Source organism: Cloacibacterium rupense (assembly GCF_014645495.1).
Taxonomy (GTDB): Bacteria; Bacteroidota; Bacteroidia; order Flavobacteriales; family Weeksellaceae; genus Cloacibacterium; species Cloacibacterium rupense.
This window is the reverse complement of the sequence record NZ_BMLV01000002.1, coordinates 229,881-246,474: the sequence shown is the minus strand read 5'-3', so window position 1 is coordinate 246,474 and position 16,594 is coordinate 229,881. Positions and strand designations below refer to the sequence as shown.

General features: G+C 31.2%; 18 protein-coding genes. 1 reads left to right on the top strand and 17 read right to left on the bottom strand.

Going from position 1 to position 16,594, the window contains the following annotated elements; translation table 11 throughout:
• Position 1 precedes the first annotated feature (1 nt).
• Positions 2–556 carry an acyltransferase gene (locus IEW40_RS05095; protein WP_188617000.1) on the bottom strand — a complete coding sequence of 185 codons (555 nt, stop codon included), beginning with the start codon at positions 554–556 and terminating at the stop codon, positions 2–4.
• A gap of 82 nt (positions 557–638) precedes the next feature.
• Here IEW40_RS05095 and IEW40_RS05090 point away from each other — a divergent pair, with 82 nt between their 5' ends.
• A complete protein-coding gene (locus IEW40_RS05090) occupies positions 639–1,637 on the top strand; it encodes a glycosyltransferase family 2 protein (protein WP_188616999.1) in 999 nt (332 codons plus the stop codon).
• Here IEW40_RS05090 and IEW40_RS05085 read toward each other — a convergent pair.
• The 16 genes from IEW40_RS05085 to IEW40_RS05010 all read right to left on the bottom strand — a co-directional run bounded on the left by IEW40_RS05085 (position 1,634) and on the right by IEW40_RS05010 (position 16,593).
• Complete coding sequence (locus tag IEW40_RS05085; protein ID WP_188616998.1) at positions 1,634–2,647, bottom strand: glycosyltransferase family 2 protein; 1,014 nt, start codon at positions 2,645–2,647, stop codon at positions 1,634–1,636. The two genes, IEW40_RS05090 and IEW40_RS05085, sit on opposite strands and share 4 nt — an antisense overlap.
• A 70-nt stretch (positions 2,648–2,717) precedes the next feature.
• The gene (locus IEW40_RS05080; protein WP_188616997.1) at positions 2,718–3,395 is read right to left on the bottom strand and encodes an NAD-dependent epimerase/dehydratase family protein; all 678 of its coding nucleotides are present in this window, start codon (positions 3,393–3,395) and stop codon (positions 2,718–2,720) included.
• A 9-nt stretch (positions 3,396–3,404) separates the two neighbouring features.
• Positions 3,405–4,475 carry an acyltransferase family protein gene (locus IEW40_RS05075; RefSeq protein WP_188616996.1) on the bottom strand — a complete coding sequence of 357 codons (1,071 nt, stop codon included), beginning with the start codon at positions 4,473–4,475 and terminating at the stop codon, positions 3,405–3,407.
• Complete coding sequence (locus IEW40_RS05070; protein ID WP_188616995.1) at positions 4,465–5,319, bottom strand: hypothetical protein; 855 nt, start codon at positions 5,317–5,319, stop codon at positions 4,465–4,467. The genes IEW40_RS05075 and IEW40_RS05070 overlap by 11 nt, the downstream gene beginning before the upstream one ends.
• Positions 5,316–6,119: a glycosyltransferase family 32 protein gene (locus IEW40_RS05065; protein WP_188616994.1), complete on the bottom strand. Its 804-nt coding sequence runs from the start codon at positions 6,117–6,119 to the stop codon at positions 5,316–5,318. The genes IEW40_RS05070 and IEW40_RS05065 overlap by 4 nt, the downstream gene beginning before the upstream one ends.
• Positions 6,116–7,102 (bottom strand): WaaS/CpsH family glycosyltransferase, encoded by a 987-nt coding sequence (locus tag IEW40_RS05060; RefSeq protein ID WP_505625220.1) that lies wholly within the window; start codon positions 7,100–7,102, stop codon positions 6,116–6,118. Before IEW40_RS05060 ends, IEW40_RS05065 begins: the two co-directional genes overlap by 4 nt.
• Positions 7,103–7,119: 17 nt before the next feature.
• Positions 7,120–7,980: a glycosyltransferase gene (locus tag IEW40_RS05055; protein ID WP_188616992.1), complete on the bottom strand. Its 861-nt coding sequence runs from the start codon at positions 7,978–7,980 to the stop codon at positions 7,120–7,122.
• On the bottom strand, positions 7,946–8,986 hold the full coding sequence (locus IEW40_RS05050; protein ID WP_188616991.1) for a glycosyltransferase family 4 protein: 1,041 nt from the start codon (positions 8,984–8,986) through the stop codon (positions 7,946–7,948). Before IEW40_RS05050 ends, IEW40_RS05055 begins: the two co-directional genes overlap by 35 nt.
• A gap of 92 nt (positions 8,987–9,078) precedes the next feature.
• Positions 9,079–9,900 carry a glycosyltransferase family 2 protein gene (locus tag IEW40_RS05045; RefSeq protein ID WP_188616990.1) on the bottom strand — a complete coding sequence of 274 codons (822 nt, stop codon included), beginning with the start codon at positions 9,898–9,900 and terminating at the stop codon, positions 9,079–9,081.
• Positions 9,901–9,954: 54 nt separating this feature from the next.
• Entirely contained in the window at positions 9,955–11,091 is a 1,137-nt protein-coding gene (locus IEW40_RS05040; protein ID WP_188616989.1) for a glycosyltransferase, read from the bottom strand.
• Complete coding sequence (locus IEW40_RS05035) at positions 11,073–11,966, bottom strand: NAD-dependent epimerase/dehydratase family protein (RefSeq protein WP_188616988.1); 894 nt, start codon at positions 11,964–11,966, stop codon at positions 11,073–11,075. The genes IEW40_RS05040 and IEW40_RS05035 overlap by 19 nt, the downstream gene beginning before the upstream one ends.
• On the bottom strand, positions 11,963–12,598 hold the full coding sequence (locus tag IEW40_RS14230) for an acyltransferase (RefSeq protein WP_188616987.1): 636 nt from the start codon (positions 12,596–12,598) through the stop codon (positions 11,963–11,965). Before IEW40_RS14230 ends, IEW40_RS05035 begins: the two co-directional genes overlap by 4 nt.
• Complete coding sequence (locus IEW40_RS05025) at positions 12,595–13,758, bottom strand: glycosyltransferase family 4 protein (protein WP_188616986.1); 1,164 nt, start codon at positions 13,756–13,758, stop codon at positions 12,595–12,597. Before IEW40_RS05025 ends, IEW40_RS14230 begins: the two co-directional genes overlap by 4 nt.
• Positions 13,755–14,687, bottom strand: coding sequence for a hypothetical protein (locus tag IEW40_RS05020; protein ID WP_188616985.1), 933 nt, complete (start codon positions 14,685–14,687; stop codon positions 13,755–13,757). The genes IEW40_RS05025 and IEW40_RS05020 overlap by 4 nt, the downstream gene beginning before the upstream one ends.
• Positions 14,684–15,310 (bottom strand): acyltransferase, encoded by a 627-nt coding sequence (locus tag IEW40_RS05015; RefSeq protein ID WP_188616984.1) that lies wholly within the window; start codon positions 15,308–15,310, stop codon positions 14,684–14,686. The genes IEW40_RS05020 and IEW40_RS05015 overlap by 4 nt, the downstream gene beginning before the upstream one ends.
• Positions 15,310–16,593: an ABC transporter ATP-binding protein gene (locus IEW40_RS05010; RefSeq protein ID WP_188616983.1), complete on the bottom strand. Its 1,284-nt coding sequence runs from the start codon at positions 16,591–16,593 to the stop codon at positions 15,310–15,312. The genes IEW40_RS05015 and IEW40_RS05010 overlap by 1 nt, the downstream gene beginning before the upstream one ends.
• Position 16,594: the final 1 nt, after the last annotated feature.

Genomic DNA, 16,594 nt, shown 5'->3' with positions numbered 1-16,594 from the left:
GCTATATCGGTTTTATCACTTGTTCTTGTTTGCTAATAATCACAGAATTGGCAGGAATGTCTTTGTGAATGACACAGCCTGCTCCTATTATTACATTATCCCCTATGGTCACCCCTTTCAGTATAATGCAATTAGCTCCTGTCCATACATTATTTCCCAATTTTACCGGAGAAGTGGTAAATTCTGTCTTGGATACCGAAAATGGTTCTCTAGTATACTGATGATTGTGGTCAAAAATTTTCATTCCTTCTCCTAGAATGCAGTTTTCTCCAATTTCTACTTTTTCAAAACAAGCAATAGTAGCTCTGGTAATGTAGGTGTCTTTCCCAATAATCAATTGCCCACTTTTTTTAATAGCGATATTGTTAGATTCATTGATGGTTACCCCTTCTCCTATTATAATTTCAGCATCCTCAGAAATATCTATATAATTGTTAATGCCCAATTTAAATGAAGAATGAACTTTACTTTTTTTATTTTTAAAGAATTTCTTCCTTTGGTCTTCAGAAATTAATTTTTTTTGGAGATGGTAAAGTTTAATAAGTAAAGATTTCATTTTTTCATCGGTTTTCTATGACAAATTTATCAAAATAATTCTATTTTTGCTTCATAACAAACATTTTAGGCAAATTTTCTCCATGAATGTCCCATTGGTTACCATTTCTATCCCAATTTACAATTGTGAAAATCACATCATCAATTGTTTACAATCTGTAGTCCTTCAATCTTACCAAAATCTAGAGATTCTTTTGGTAGATGATAGGGGGAATGACAACAGCAGGACATTGGTAGAAGAATTCATCCATCTACATCCTGGGTTTAATTTTAAAATCCTGAGAAATGATAAAAATTCTGGCCTCTCAGTGGTAAGAAACGTAGGCATAGATAACGCTCAAGGAAAGTATATTTTTTTTCTGGATTCTGATGACGAAATTACCCCAGATTGTATCGCCAAAATGGTAGATGCTGCAGAGCGTGAACAAGTACAGATGGTCTGTGGAAATGTAACAACCATGAGACTTGAAACCAAAGAAGAAGTAGATGCTTTTCAACTCTCTATCACCAACCGAAAATTAATGGGCAATGAGGAAATTTTTGAAAACTTTATCAATAGAAAATTTCCAGTTCCTTCATGGAATAAATTGATCCTTCTAGATTTTTTAAAGCAAAATAATCTCTATTTCAAAGAAGGGCTTTTTGCACAAGATGATTTACAAACATTTTTAACGGTCCTTAGACTACAGTCTGTTTATTTTTTAAAAGACTATACTTACATCTATTATCTGCATGATGGCTCTGTAATACATAACAGAAATCGAAAACATTTTGAAAATTGGAATACCATCATTTCTGAAATAAACCAATCTTTCTATAGAGAAAAAAGTAAAAAAAGAAGGCTAAAACTCAAAAAATATATCATTGCCTATAAAGAAGAAAAACTTGTAATGAACTGGAAAGCTCAAAAGAATCAAGAACTTTGGTTGCTTAATTATCGTCAGTTCAAAAAAGTTTTTTCCATGAATTTTTTAGATTATTTGAGTTCTGCATTTTCAACAAATGAAAAAAAACTCAATTTGCTTCAAAATTTACCCTCAGAATTAGGATTTAGAGTTTTCAAAAAAAGATATGAAGGCTAGTCCTTAATCTTATAAAACCAATATATTGCAGAAAAAGAGATGGTCAATGTCCAGTGATATAGTTTTGCAAAACCTGTAAATTGTGATAAGAGAGTTTTCCTCTCCAATTTCCTGAAACCTTCTTGCAATCGTTCTAGGTAAAATTTTTTTTCTGTTCCTGATATCTTTTTCTCAAAATGATGATATACTTTAATAGCAGTAATCAGATTCTTATAAGCAATTAACTCAAATATTCCTTTTCTGGCGTCATAAACACCATCATTTTTAAACTGCTTTCTTAGAATAATATCTGTTCTTACCAAATCTGTCTTCTTTAGATGATAAGACTTAGCAGATGAATTTTCATAAATGTAATGGTGATAAACTCCCTTACAAGAAGTAATCTTATCTAATGTTTTTATAATTTGTCTTTCTACAATTTCATCACCGTTTACTATTTTTTCGGGGTATCTGTAAGAAATAGCTTTAAATTTTTCTTTAACGATTAATCCTCTAAAATGAAAATCATACCTCCCTACAGTCAGACCGTAGGCTTCTGCTCCTGTGATGATGGCAGGTTCAAAATCTTCTAAGGAAGGTATTTCCTTGTTGAGTTGATAAAGGCATCGTTCTTTGCCATTGCTATAATATACTTTGATGAGCATAGATACAGCATCTATTTCTGGGTTTGAGGTGATTACATCTACCGCTTGGGCTATTGCATCATCAGAAATTTTATCATCATGGTCTAAAAGCATAATAAAATCGCCTGTAGCTGCTTCTTGTCCTGCCGCTTTTGCATATTGAGCTACCCCCTCATTTTTTTTATCAATTAAGATAATCCTAGAGTCTTTCTGTGCATATTCTTTTAATTGTTCTAGCGTTTCATCTGTTGAACCATCATTTACACAGATAAATTCTATATACTTATAGGTTTGAGATAACAAACAAGCCATTGATTTTTCTACAAAATTTCCAAGTCTTACAGAATTATAAAAGGTAGTGATGATAGATATTTTGGGAAGATGCATTAGCTTTTAAATTTTTAATGGAAAAATAGGCCTTCAATGGAAAATGAAATTATTTTTTAGCAAATCGATTTCAATAGTACTTTTTTAACATTCTCAGTACATATTCTTTTTTGTCAATTAGATGGTTCTCTGTAAAATAATTCTCCACTTCTGGAATGGTAATCAGGTAGCTCTGTCCACTTTTCATAAACTGGGTTTTTGCCTTTTTGTCAAAATACTCTTCTAAAACATCCAATATTTCTGCAGTAGAAAAATTTTCTAAATAGGCCAAATTAATAATCCTATTGAATTGGGCTTTGTCGATGAGAGCCAAAGTGATGTTTTTAATATCCTCAGCATCTATAAGATTCCTTTTTGCCATGCTGTGTATGGTAATTTCTCTTTCTTGTAGCACAGAATTTACCAAATAATTCATCAGCAGGTTAGGATTGCCACCTTTGCCTACAGCATTGCTTACTCTTAGAATAAGATAACGAGGGCAAAGTTCCTCTACCCATCTTTCCATTCTCAGTTTATGATTCACATAAGGACTGTCGTTTTTAGAAGAATCATAAATGCTACAAGTAGAAAAATAAATGAACACTTTCTCCGGATGTTCTTCTATGGTCTTTTTGATGAGATTTTCTTCTCGTAGAAAAGCAGTTTTAGCAGTCTCTAAAGAATTAGAAACTCCACTGGCAAAGAAAACTACGTCTTCTCTGTCATTTTCTTTGAATAAATTGGCAATAAGTCCGTTTCCGATGATCATTTTGTAAAGTTATAGTTTTGTTTCGAATTTTTTCTTGAGTTGTAAAAAATACTTTTCATAAGTATGGTATGATATCCAAGAAACAAAAATAGTCATACCAAATACACTAATGTATAAAGCGATTTCGAAGTAATTTTCGTTTTTATATCTCATTAATAATTTAAGAATTAATAAAATAATTAACCAATGATACATATAAATACCATACGAAATCTTGCCAAGTGTAGAGCTTACCTTATTATCAATATTTATTTTTTTGTTTTTGACCACAGATAGAATCATGAATGCAAAGACCAAGGCATACACCTCATCTGTAATTTTTCCGAAGGTGATGTCTCCGAACCAAACCGTGAAAGATGTTAGAATGAAGAAAATAGATAAGTAAAAATTAGAATATAATGCCTCTAACCATTTTTTTCTCATGGCTAGGTTTATCCCAAAAAATGCCCCTATGGCCATACAATTGAATTTTGTTTGATTAAAAAATTTTTCTGTAAAAGAATATAGCTTTTCGTTCTCTATAGTATGAATATTGATAAAATTCAATACAAAAGGAAGTGCGGTATAAATGATGATGAAAATGATGATATACAGATTGGTTTGTTTTTTTATAATATAGGATATAAATATAGGCCAAAAAAGATAAAACTGTTCTTCTACACCAATAGACCAAATCTGAGGGCTGCTCTCCCAAGAAGATTTTAAAGCCGGTGGAATATTGGGGAAAATACTCAGACAAAACATTAAGGTTCTATGTGATATTTCATGTTTTGCAAAAAAATAGGATATGAATAAAATCAAATAATACAGAGGCCATATCCTTAGAATTCTTCTAACATAAAAATCTTTAAAAGAAATTGTCTGGTATTTCTGGAATTCTTTTACAAGTAGAAACGTAATTAAAAAGCCACTTAAAACAAAAAATAAGGTTACCGAATAATGGGCATTGGGGTAAATAATAAAATTGTTTTGTGGCAAGCCTTTTATTCCTTTGATGATTTCAATATGACTCCAAACTACAATGAGAGCCGCAATAGCTCTTAAAGTGTCTAGCCCTTTCAGGTGGTTGTCATTGGTCATAATATTCCTTTATTTTTTCATGTCCAACATGCAAAATTACTTCTTCGCCCAATCCCTCATTGCCATCACACAAGCACCATTGTTTTGGTAAGATGTAAGGGTAAATGCCTGTTTCCCAGGCGGTTTTCCACATTACTAATGAAGACCTAGAAGGGTCTTTTTTCATGATTTCTGCACATTTTTTATAAAATACATTCCCTCTTTCGTCATCTTTCCATAGGGTCATAGGGCTTTGGTTATAAGAATGTCCTAATCCTAAACTTTCGTCTTCTATAGGCTGGGTGTCTTGCGACCAAATCATGTCTTGTCTTAGCAATTGTCTATCATTATAAGGGACACAAAACCCAAATTTTCGGGTAAGGTGTATCAAAGCGATAACATCACTAGAAACTATTGCCATGTCCGAGTCTAGCACACATTTAAAATCGGCATCAGACTCTGTAAGGGATAAAAATTTAAAATAATCGGCAGTTCTATAACCATACCTTGGGTGCTCAGGATGCGCAACAGGAGAATTGACCTTAATCAGGTTGACACCGTCTATTTTCAAATCAAAATCAGAATAAACGGTGTATTTTGCATTGGGAAAATATTTTCTCAAAGAGGTGAGTGAAGGGTCTAGACGAGTGCGCTTATCCTGAAAATCTGCACCCCCTCCATTTACTCTTTGCTCTCCAAATTCAGAAAATAAAAACTCAATCTTCAGAGAATTCAAAAATTGTATTTCATTTTCGGAATAAGTAAAATCTCTGAATGAAAAACCTCCTTTCTTAACATAAGAGATCTTTGCTTTGCCTAAGATGACTGCCCAAGCATGTTTTAGTCTATAGAGCCATTTGTTCATTTTCCTATTATTTTTTTAATCACCTTCTTTACAATATATTGGGCTATATATTGGGTAGGGAATTGGTCTAATATTTTGTCAATAGAGAATAATTCCTGATTATAGATGACATCTTTTACCTTTCTTTTAGAGTCTTTTTGTTGCGCCAAAAGATTCAGAACCCCATACATATTTACCAATTCTTTATATGTATTATTTTCTTCTGTCCAGCTGTTATGCCATGAACCACTGAAATGATGTGTAACATAATTGATGGGCAAATCCAATGAAAAAAAGGAGGAAGGAAACAAAACTACATCATGCTTTAGCTCCTGCAGTTCATCTCTTAAAGGATTTGCACCATATTTTTCTACCAAAAGATTTGAAAAAACTTTTGTATTTGGGGTAGTATCTAGACCACTCATGTTTTCATAGTATTCTAAAATATCTTTGGCCAGTATATGTTTCGCTTCTACAGCCCAAAATGCCGAAAATGGAATTTTTTTTATTTCAAATCCACAGATGGCTTTATAGTCTATAAAGTCATCTAATGTATTTTTTAATTCCATATCAGTGTCCATATAGAAGCCTCCTTCTTCATACAATACCTTAGCTCTGGCATAGTCAGATACAAATGCCCATTTCTTTTGTTCATAGGCTTCTCTGGCAAAGGTATTTTGGGTATAATCAAAATTGTCTTCGTTCCATTCTATGATTTCAAAATCGGGTAAGTGTTTCTTCCAACTTGCGATACAAAATTCAGCAATTGGGGGCTTCGGGTTTCTTCCAAACCAAAAATAATGGACTTTTTTGGGAATCATTTTTTATTATTTGTGCTTTTTCCTAAAATTACTTTTATCCAATTCTTAAATCCATATTGTTCTATCAAAGTTTCTGGCAATGGGTGATATGGTTTTTGGATAAATTCTAAAATACCATCTAAATGTACAAAATCTGTAACAAAAATATTATTGGGATGGTAAAATTCATAATTTTTAACTGAAACATTGTCGGTAATTATTTTTTTACCGTACTGCATGGCTTCGAAAAACCTTAGCGAAAGTCCATTATGCTCTTTTCTTTTAAAATCAAGGATAATCTTTGATTTTTTTACAAAATCTAAGTTTCCTTCATACGAAGTGCTGGTTTTATGCTGAAGAACCTTAGGGTGTAGAGGCTCAAAATCTCTACCGCGATATAGACTTGTGTAAGAAGAATAAGATAATTGATGCTCTTCTAGATACCGGTGTAGATTCTTAAGCTGTACATTTCTTTCATCTAAATATTGACCTATATACAAAAGGTCGATTTCTGAAGGAATACTAAAGTCTGGTGCCCCAAAATAACAATTCGGTAAGAAATGGAGTGCAGCATCTGGGTATTTCTTCACATCATCTGGATCAAATACAAAAATGTCATCAAAATATTTCTTATAGTCTAATATTTTAGAAGAAACTGAAAGACCATCTAATTGAAAATCGACCATTCTTCTGGAAATGCTACGGCCATGTCTAATCACCTGCTCAGGAAGTAGGTCGCCTCTAATCACCAAGCAATAATCATAACTCTTGCTTGCTAGATGATTCAAAGATTTTTCACAGTATTTTTTGAAATTGTATTGTTCTGCCTTCACAGGATAATCATAAATTTTAAAAACTCTGAAAATAATATTGATGATTCTTTGTAAGAAACTGAGTTGATATGGGTGATAGGGTTCTTTCAGCAGAAGCTCTACATCATAGCCTTCATAGGATAGATTGTTCTCAAACACTTTGCTTAGTGTTTGGTTTTTGTAAATCAGCAATATGTTCGGTTCGGTTTTCAATATCTTAAAGTGTCAATGATTTTTTTGATGGCAAACAAACTGTTTTTAATGCCCAATCTTTGAAAAGAAAAAAACTGAATTAGGGATTCTATTTTTTCTTTTTTCGAAAAATTTAGATGCCTCAATTGGTCTGCAAAATTCTTAAAAGCTTTCAATTCATACGAATGATAGATAGGTTTTTGGTGAGTGTTCTTCCAATATTTCATTAAACTTTTGAGCCATACTTTGTCAGGATTGCCTTTTGAAAAATGTTCTACAAGAATATTGTTGATAAGAAAAGTAGCATGTTTCTGATGGTGATCTAGACTAAACTGAACATCATAGGCGTGAAATCCCTTGTTACTTTCATCGAATTTTGTCTTTTGCCAAGTCTCTTTTTTACAACAAATAAATACGCCATCAATCAATTGTACTTTTTTAAAATTTTCATCTAAAGAATAACGTGTTGTATGGCCTTCATCTAGATTTTTGTGAATAATATTGCTGTAACAAATTTCTTCTATACCCCACCAAGGTGTAGGGGCATAGGGAATATAATTAGACCCAGCAATACCAAACAGCTCAAAATCAGAAATTTGTAAAATATTGTCCATTAATACTTTTCCCCAATCTTTTGTTATAAACAATACATCTTCATGCAAAAATAAAAGGTAATCATACTGCGCCTGCTCGGCTCCTTGGTTATAGGCCTCACAAATGCCCATCTTACCCGGATTTTCTACCTTGATTACTTCATAAGGAATACCTATAGTCTCAGCAATATTTTTTTCTAAGGCCTGATAATAATGGGGTTGATATGAGGAAATAATGATGGAGAGCATGCTATAAATGATATATAATGGAAAATATTTTTTCACATTGCAGATGATAATCTGTATGGTTTAGAATGGTCTTTCTTAAATTCTCAGTTGCTCTGTAATATGCCTCTGGATGATTAGTGAAGTCTATAATTTTATCACAATACATCTCAAGGTTTTGATACTCTGAGGTTAGTAATTCATTTTTGTTAAGAAGTTCTTCTGGTCCTCCGCTTCCTTTAAAACTGAGTACCGGCAATCCTTTTTTCAATGCTTCAGCAGTTACCACAGAAAAAGACTCTTCTCTAGAGATCATAAGCAAAGCATCAGTTACTTCATAGACAGCATCGGTGTTTTTTATCTGAGGTTGGTGATGGAAATAGGCCGATAAAGACATCTTCTTTAAATCATTTTTAATGGTTTGTATCATCGGATGGTTTTCTACTCCACCTACACAAAGGATTTTAAATTGAAGATGTGGTGCTTTTTTGACAATTTTTGATATTATTTGAGGAATCAAATCAAATCCTTTTACCAGATGTGGGTTGCCTATGGCCGTGAAAATATATTCTTCTTGACCTTTTTCTAGGCCTAAGTCTGGTCTTTGTATCTCTAATTGAGGAGATAAAAATGGATAAATCTTTGAAATTTTATCTTCAGAGATGTTGTATTCCTTCATTATTGCCTCTTTTACATAGTCAGAAACCGAAATAATTTGCTCTACCTGATTTAGTTTTCTTGCAAAATCATCTTGATTAGAATAAAACAGTTGAGAAAGATATACCGTCTCATGAAAATGGAGTAGGGTCTTTGCCTTTTTTTGAGTCTTTTTTATGTTAATTAAATAATCTAACGTAACAATAGTGTTTCCGAATATTACATCATAATCATCATGAATTTGATTAAAGTGAAAAAACTTCGATTTTATTTTTGAAATAAGACCTTGCTTTTGATGTATTGAAAAACAATAATCCGCAATATTTTTGAAGTCCTCTGCGATAATCCCCTCATTTAAAAATAGCAAATGTAAAATTACTTCAGGGTGATTACTTTTTATCCATTGCATAAGCCCCAATAATTGCAAAGAAGAACCACTTAGAGTGGCTTCATGGGCGATAAAAAGTATTTTTTTGGACTTGGCAATCATGATTAAAATATCTACAAATATTTATACGCTTTGAAAATCCCTAATTGATATAAGATTTTTAAAAGCCTTGAGTTTTTTAATGAATCTAGACGGCCTTCTAAGACCTTTAGTGCTTTTCTATCATTCAGAAGTTCGTCTATCTTAATGAAATCTATTGCAGAAAAATTAAAATACTCGATAAAGGTTTGTTCTCTTTCCTTTCTAATCAAACTCTGGTTTTCTGTGCTCGCACTTATGCCATCGAGATAGAACTTGGCAATCGTATGTTCTATTTTTCGGTAAGACTTTTTGTATTTAAAAATAGCCAATAGAAACCATTTCCAATCTGAACAGATTTTTAGTTGTTCATCATACAGTTGAGTGTCTTCAAATGCCTCTCTTTTGATAAAAGTGCTAGGATGCCATATGGTATCATGATACATTTCTATAAATGAGACTTGTGCTCTGCCAATCCCTAAATATTCATGGGTAGAAGAGATAAACTGTAAGTTCCCCGTTATCATGTCTTCTCCATACAACTGCGGGATAGCATTTTCTAAAGTGCTCTTTTCGTACAATTCATCTCCACTGTTGATAAACAATACATATTCTCCTTTAGCTACTTCTATACCTTTATTCATGGCATGGTAAACGCCACGGTCTGGCTCACTTACCCAATAGGTTATTTTATCTGCACGTTCTTCTATATATTCTTTGCTGCCATCACTACTGCCCCCATCGATAACGATGTATTCAAAACCCTGAAGACTTTGCATAAAAACGCTCTCGAAGGTCTTTTTCAAACCTTCTAAATTGTTGTAATTGATGGTGATGATGGTGAGTTTCAAATTCAAAAAATTTTAAATTATTTTCTAATTTCTATGTTATCCTTTTGAGGTTTATAGAACTTATGGTTTATCAAAATGTTCTATAATTTTTAAAAAATCTAATCCAAATTTTTTAATATTTTGTTTATAATCTATTTCCTTTATTGTAAAATTATCATTCATTATCTCTTGTGCTAATGTTTTTTCATCATTAGGATTGAATAGTTTATAATTCGGGTAATTTATTAGCTGTTCTTTATTTACATTAAGATTTGCAGCGAGTATGAAAATGTTTTCTGCTTTAGCATCTTCATTTACGGTGCTCCATCCTTCAAAAAGAGATGGTTGAATGATGGCTTTACAGTTTTTTAATAATACAATCTGATCTTTTCTATCGATGAATCCTAAAAATTTCACATTGTTTTCAATATCTAATTCTACTACTTTTTTTCTAAGGTTAGAATAATAATCAGGATTTCTATAATCATTTTCTTTACCAGTAAATACGACGCAAATATTTCTCCCTTCTTTTTTTAAAAGGGCTATTGCTTTTAGGACAATCGTGTGGTTCTTGTGAATCCAAAATTGATTACTACACAAAAAATATTCTCCTGTAATTGAAAATTTTTCTAGAACATCTATTGTTGAAGGCAAATTTTCATCTTGATGAAAACTAGCAAAGTTTAGTACATATTGTTTTGGAGTAGCATCCTTATAAAAAGTATTAAAATCATTTTGGGCGTCTTCACTGCTAAATAATACGTGCTGCGCATTATTTTGAATAAAAGTATATGCTGAATCTCTACTTTTCAGTTCTTCTTCTGAAAAAAAATGAGGCAAGTATTTATCTTGAAAATCTGGAATCCAAAATATCTGTTTCTCTAATTGCTCTCTCTCATGATATGATGATGGAAATGCAAATAAAAAGTCAGGAAATAATCTAAATATGTTTATTTTTAAAATTTTTCTACTAAAGTAGTTGATTCCTCTTTGTAGAATATTTAGATTATTAAAACTATATCTTTTTAAATAAGGATAGTTTGTAATACTTTTTAGTTCATTTATTGCATTTTCATTAGAAGAATGTATTAATAAGGATGGCTTTTTAGAATCCTCTAGGGTATTAAGGGCATGGATAAGGTTTTGGATATAATATGAACCTCCTATCCAATCTTCATTATATTGATAATTTATTTTTATTACAATTCTTTTGCCCATTTTATATAAGATTTTATTCCTTCTTCTATGCTTATCTGTTTTTGATAGCCTAGTTTTTTCATTTTTTCAATATCTGCCACCCAATACAATGGGTCTCCTTCTCTTTCAATCCCAGTAAAAGATAAGCTTCCCTCATAGTTGAGTTCTTTTAATACTAAGTCTGCTATTTGTTTGATGCTTATTTGTTCGCCATTTGCAATATTGTATGCATCTGCACAAAAACTTCCGTTTTTTATAATTAGTTCTATAGATTGAAGGATGTCAATGATATTGATAAAATCTCGAGTCTCTTTGCCAGAGCCAAATAACTGAATGTCTTTTTGTGTTTTTGTTTTTTGATATAAATCCCAAAAAATTTGTTTGTAAAGGCCAGCTCCATAAGCAGAGAAAATTCTCAGAGAGCAACATTGTAAACCGAAAAAATGGTGAAATTCATATAGTATATCTTCTGAAAATTTTTTATGAAATCCATAAGGCGATACCGGTTGTAAAGCGTCTGTTTCTTTTATGGGTAATGATTTAGGATTTCCATAAACAGCAGCACTAGATAGATTGATTAATTTACAGTTTGGGGTATGCTTTTTTATACTCTCCAAAATTTTGAAAACATTTAAACTGTTAAGGGTAAAGTCTCTAAGACTATGAACTAGAGAATCTGGTACACTAGCAGCACCACTGCAATTGATACAAACATCAAATTGATGATTTCCAAATATTTCTGTAAAATCACTATTGGTGCTATCGATGGTAAAATATTTAGGATTAGCATAGTCCACAGAAACATCTGCACCATAAACATCTTCGTTTTTTTTGGTGAAATAGTCATAAGCATGCTTGCCTATAAATCCTTTAGAACCGATTATTAAGATTTTCATTTTTTATATTCTGGTAAATATTTAACAACTACTGCTGGATTACCAGCAACTACTGTCCATGGTTCCACATCTTTTGTGACTACGCTTTTAGCTCCTACTACAGCGCCTTCTCCTATCGTTACACCTTTTAATATGGTTACGTCAAAACCAATCCATACTTTTGATTCTATAATGACTGGTTTACTGATAACGTTGCTCCAATCTTTATTTACTATATTATTTCCTTGATATTTTAAATAATCTTCATAACATTGGTGATTGTCATTTTTTCTTTCTTCCCAATAAATACTATGTGAATTGTGGTCATAAAGCGTAATTCCCCAAGCCATAGTCACATCGTCTTTTACTTCAATTTTATTTCTGCAAATCATTGTTGCGCCACCTATGTGAACATTATCTCCTATAATAATTTCACCTTTTTCGGTTTCAAAAATATAGTTGCTCGATATTATTCCTTTTTTACCAATTTTAAGGTATTTTCTCTTCTCTAATTTTTCTGTTGCATCAAAACGAATAGTTGAGTTTTTTAAAAATGTCGATGTGTTAATTTCAATATAATTTTTATAAACCTCAAATGAGCATAAAGTTTTAGGCTTTTTAAAAAATAGATTTTTTAATATTCTTTTTATCATGACAATACCCTATTTATTTTTTTAATTACTCTTAAAATGAAATTAATCAATCTGCTATTAGGATATCTATTTTCAATTTTTTGTAAAGATAGTTTTCTGTTTTTTAGGGTTTTATATTTTTTGTATAATTTAAAATATTCGTTTGCTTGTTTTTTAATATCAAATTCTCTATTTATTTTTTTTATACAATTTGTGCTCATTGAAGAAAGTAGATTTCTATCAAGATGTAATTTCTTAATAAATTCAGAAATCCCAATATAATCTTCAAGTTCTAAAACAGCACCAATTTCTGATGTAACAACCTTTTTAATTCCTTCACTGAAATTGTATACTATCGGAACACATCCTACACTCATGGCTTCTAACATAGAAACGGGAAGGCCATCATGACTTGATGGTAAAACGTAAACGTCCTGATTCTTTAATATGCAAATAATTTCTTCTGATGTATTTGGAATTTTAAATGAAAAGTTATTTCTATCTTTTACATTTTCAATAAAATTTATCCTCTCTTCACCATCTCCTAATATAGTCCAATTTACATCAATACCTTGTTTTTTTAAATGATCATCAATTTTTGGAAGGTCATAGATGCCTTTTATCTTTACATGACGAGCTAAAAAGACAATATTAAGATTGTGAACTAAATTTTTTGGTTTTTCAAAATTTTGAACTGTTACTCCGTGTTGTATAAAATATACTTCTTTTTCTCGATGAGGAAGTAACTTGATAATATCTTGATAAACTTGATAATTGTGTGCAATAAATATATCTATTAAGTAATCATATTTCTTGCATAAATATAGAAAACCAGCATCATGACAAATAAAATAGACTGTTTTATTTGGTTTCCAAAAGTAGTTTAGAGACTGCAGTTCTTGGGGTAAATTAGCTACGATTGCACCTTTTTTATTAGAAATATGTTGGTGTAAATTTTTTGCAGTTTTATATTCTGGCTCTGAATCAAAAGCAAAAATAATGTCATTTTTTTTTAATACTAAATCAGTAGTTCTTGCAGCTACCCAATGTAATGGGTCTAGGTATATGCACTTTATATCAAAAAAATCATCAGGCATATTAGCTAACATATTTCTATGAAAACTAGAGCCTCCCCCCATTAGGTTTTGGCTGAAGATGATAAGTTCTGGCTTAGAATTCATTTTATTATTTCAATAGAATTAGTTGATGTATTGTAAATAGGCTTACCTACTAAGAAAGACATTTTTTCTTTCTTTGAATATTGTTCACCTTTTTCATCTCTACTTAATGAAAATTTTGCTTCTTGAAATCCCTCTTTATATGATATTTTTTTTAACCCCTTCAATTTATCATTTCTAATAAAATAAGCATTATTTCCATGTGAATTACACCCAATAAAACTATATCCTTTAATTTCTGCCAAGTCACATAGAGAAGCTAGTGATGTACCCCAATAGTACATGTTTTTTTCTTTATCCCAAACAAAATCTTCTTTATATGGAATAGTCCAGTGGTTTAAACCAAATGCCGCATTGTATTCTGAAATTACTATAATAGGATTTACATCTAAATTTTTCCAGATCCAGTAATCATTACCATCTATATCAATGCTTAGTATGCCTAAGTTATCATTAAATCCCCTAGTTTTTATTAAATCAGATATGTTATCTTTAGTGATAAAAGAACAAGTTGATTTTAAATTAAAAAAATAACTAACTACATCATTTTTTATAAAATCTATATTTCTTTGATCACCGTCTATTACTAATCCACTCCATTTGTCTTTGAATAGTAAAAAACGTGTGTTTGCTTCAATGTATTTTTCTACCCCAAATTCAACAAAAGTCTTATTATCGATATCTAAATAATTTATTAGCCATTGAATAATGCCATCATCTCCAAACTGAGAGAACACTTGAAATTCTACTTCGCTTAATGAGTTGATTTCAAGTGTTTTGTTGTTTAGCTTTGCCTGAATTTCCCCTAGATTCACTTTTGGGTTTTTATAGCTATATAAATCTAGGTTATATTGATTTTTAAAATTTTTGAAATCATTCTCAAATTTATAAAAGCTATCTATTACTGAGCGAAATTTTTTTAATATTTTCATCTTGTATATTTGATTATTTTCATTGGATTTCCGACACATACGGCGTATTCTGGGATATTCTTTGTTACTATTGTATTAGAGCCAATAATGGCACCTTTTCCAACTCTTACACCTTTTAAAATTGTGGCATTAAAGCCAATCCAAACATCATCTTCAATAATTATTTCTAGCTCATTTAAATTATTGTTTTTTTGCATACCAATTGATTTTATATGTTTAAAATCTTCATGTCTTAATTTAGAATCAAGAGGGTGTGAGTTATTGTCATGTATATTTACATTATGAGAAATTAAAACCCTATCGCCTATTGTGATTTTCTTAGCTGACCAAATTTTACTTCTTTCACCTATAAAAGAATAATCACCAATTATTATTTCACCCCCATGTCCAAATGTTAATAAATTTCCTCTGATATCACAATTATTTCCAATCTTTATTTTGGATTTATCATCTAAATTATTATTTATTGATGCTTCTTCAAATATTCTTGTGCCAATTCCAATAGTAGCATTTTCTCGATAAAAATTTTCTAATTTTTTTTGATTTTTTGAGTCATATAACCTCATGCTTTCCTCAAAAAAAGCATAAAAAATATTAAAAATATAAATTTTTATTTTTTTCATTAATTAACCTTCCAATCTGCTTTTACAATTATATTTCCATAATCTAATCCTTCATATTTTGAAAATATGGTTCCTGTATCATAAATTTTTATTGGACATACGTTTTCAATAATATCAAAAATTTCACCGTTATATATGTATAGTGCAAAAATAAAACTGTAAGAATTAGGTGCAATCACTTCTTTAGGCAGCTCTACTACGACTTCCCAATTATCTTTACTAATTGGATTAATATTTAAATCACTTAATTCATTCATAAATGTTGCAACACGTACATTAAATTTATCTTGAATGCCAATTCCTAAGATAATGTTTTTTATATCATTTTTTACACTTAAGTTTATTTTAATTTTAATATGTTCATTAAAACCAAAAGAATCTGTGATAATATTTCTTGAATTAAAAGTATCTATGCTTTTAAAGAATACGTTTTTATTGGATTTTAAAGTGTTTTTTGCTATGTAGGAATTACTATTATTTAATTGTCCATTACTTGGGCTTAAATATTCTTCTATTATTGAATTGGTTTTACCATAGTTTATTACTTTTCCTTTTTCAAGTAATAAACACTTTTTACATAAAGTTGATATAGCTCCCATTTGATGACTCACAAACAAAATCGTTCTGCCTTCGCCCTTACTTACATCGCCCATTTTGCCTAGGCATTTTTTCTGAAATTCGGCATCTCCTACCGCCAATACCTCATCTACTATCAAAATTTCAGATTCTAAGTGGGCGGCAACGGCAAAGGCCAAACGAACATACATACCACTAGAATATCGCTTTACAGGGGTGTCTATATACCTTTCTACCCCTGAGAAATCTACAATTTCATCAAATTTTCTTGTGATTTCCTTGCGCGTCATCCCTAGAATAGCACCATTCAGGTAGATGTTTTCTCTACCCGTCATCTCTGGGTGAAAACCCGTGCCTACTTCTAGCAAAGAGGCTATTCTGCCTTGGGTGTAGATTTTGCCAGTGGTGGGTTTGGTTACTCGGCTTAGCAACTTAAGCAGGGTAGATTTACCCGCACCATTTCTCCCAATAATGCCTACAGCATCGCCTTGCTCTATTTCGAAATTAATATCTTGCAATGACCATACATAATCAGAACTACCTTTGGTACTTCTATCATTGGCTTCTCCTATTTTTAGATAGGGGTCTTCTTTGCCTCGTATCTGGTGCCAAAAACGGTTCAGGTCATGGGCTATAGTTCCTGTGCCTACTTGACCAAGACGGTATTGCTTAGAGATGTTCTCCGCTTTTATTACAATATTACTCATC

What these genes read in the sequence shown, in the direction of transcription:
- IEW40_RS05080 (WP_188616997.1), bottom strand. Translation starts at nt 3,395, where the DNA reads ATGATCATCGGAAACGGACTTATTGCCAATTTATTCAAAGAAAATGAC.
- IEW40_RS05035 (WP_188616988.1), bottom strand. Translation starts at nt 11,966, where the DNA reads ATGAAAATCTTAATAATCGGTTCTAAAGGATTTATAGGCAAGCATGCT.
- IEW40_RS05040 (WP_188616989.1), bottom strand. Translation starts at nt 11,091, where the DNA reads ATGGGCAAAAGAATTGTAATAAAAATAAATTATCAATATAATGAAGAT.
- IEW40_RS05085 (WP_188616998.1), bottom strand. Translation starts at nt 2,647, where the DNA reads ATGCATCTTCCCAAAATATCTATCATCACTACCTTTTATAATTCTGTA.
- IEW40_RS05075 (WP_188616996.1), bottom strand. Translation starts at nt 4,475, where the DNA reads ATGACCAATGACAACCACCTGAAAGGGCTAGACACTTTAAGAGCTATT.
- IEW40_RS05065 (WP_188616994.1), bottom strand. Translation starts at nt 6,119, where the DNA reads ATGATTCCCAAAAAAGTCCATTATTTTTGGTTTGGAAGAAACCCGAAG.
- IEW40_RS05025 (WP_188616986.1), bottom strand. Translation starts at nt 13,758, where the DNA reads ATGAATTCTAAGCCAGAACTTATCATCTTCAGCCAAAACCTAATGGGG.
- IEW40_RS05010 (WP_188616983.1), bottom strand. Translation starts at nt 16,593, where the DNA reads ATGAGTAATATTGTAATAAAAGCGGAGAACATCTCTAAGCAATACCGT.
- IEW40_RS14230 (WP_188616987.1), bottom strand. Translation starts at nt 12,598, where the DNA reads ATGATAAAAAGAATATTAAAAAATCTATTTTTTAAAAAGCCTAAAACT.
- IEW40_RS05020 (WP_188616985.1), bottom strand. Translation starts at nt 14,687, where the DNA reads ATGAAAATATTAAAAAAATTTCGCTCAGTAATAGATAGCTTTTATAAA.
- IEW40_RS05070 (WP_188616995.1), bottom strand. Translation starts at nt 5,319, where the DNA reads ATGAACAAATGGCTCTATAGACTAAAACATGCTTGGGCAGTCATCTTA.
- IEW40_RS05090 (WP_188616999.1), top strand. Translation starts at nt 639, where the DNA reads ATGAATGTCCCATTGGTTACCATTTCTATCCCAATTTACAATTGTGAA.
- IEW40_RS05050 (WP_188616991.1), bottom strand. Translation starts at nt 8,986, where the DNA reads ATGCAATGGATAAAAAGTAATCACCCTGAAGTAATTTTACATTTGCTA.
- IEW40_RS05095 (WP_188617000.1), bottom strand. Translation starts at nt 556, where the DNA reads ATGAAATCTTTACTTATTAAACTTTACCATCTCCAAAAAAAATTAATT.
- IEW40_RS05015 (WP_188616984.1), bottom strand. Translation starts at nt 15,310, where the DNA reads ATGAAAAAAATAAAAATTTATATTTTTAATATTTTTTATGCTTTTTTT.